The 703-nt window shown below is 56.0% G+C and carries 1 protein-coding gene; it reads right to left on the bottom strand.

Features of this window, described 5'->3' with window-relative positions; genetic code table 11:
* The coding region (locus GRP75_RS28670; protein WP_237449259.1) for a phosphopantetheine-binding protein at positions 1-703 on the bottom strand (703 nt) is incomplete at both ends.

The raw sequence follows: 703 nt of genomic DNA, 5'->3' as shown, positions 1-703 counted from the left end.
TTTTGAGACTGCGACCCATTTATGAATCCTCCCTTCGTTAAAACGTAGTCGTTCCTTAATATCCTCTCCGAAAGCCATGGCTTCAACTGTTACATTATGGAATTGGCGGTTCAGCGGTATCTCAAATCCCGTTTCATCATAAACGGCTTGAACGAGCCTCATCAGACTTAACGAATTGCCACCCAACTCAAAAAAGTTATCCTTTACGCCGACCTGCGGAACGCCAAGCGTATCCTGCCAGACGCGGGCGATCTTCATTTCAAGCAGCGTTCTCGGCGCGACATATTCCGCTCCTCCGACCGCGGCTTCCTCCGGCGCGGGCAGCGCTTTGCGGTCGATTTTCCCGTTCGGGGTCAGCGGCATCCCCGAAAGCTGCACGAGGTACGAAGGAATCATATACCCCGGAAGCTGCTTGGCGAGCTCCTCCTTGAGTTCATGCGCCGCCAGCCTCGTTTCCGCGACATAGTAAGCGACAAGCTGCTTTTGGCCGTTCGCGTCGTCGCAGTCGAGCACCTTGGCTTCTTGCACGGCGGCGATCTTCAGCAGTTGCGTCTCGATTTCGTCCAGTTCGATCCGGTACCCGCGGATTTTGACCTGGTGGTCGATCCGGCCCAGGTATTCGATGTTGCCGTCCGGCAGCCAAGTCGCCAAGTCGCCCGAGCGGTACAGTTTCTCCCCCTCCGCAAACGGGGAATCGACGAAC

The sequence above is a fragment of the Paenibacillus sp. OT2-17 genome, from assembly GCF_009827695.1.
Lineage (GTDB): Bacteria > Bacillota > Bacilli > Paenibacillales > Paenibacillaceae > Paenibacillus > Paenibacillus polymyxa_B.
This window is presented reverse-complemented; position numbering and strand designations above follow the sequence as displayed.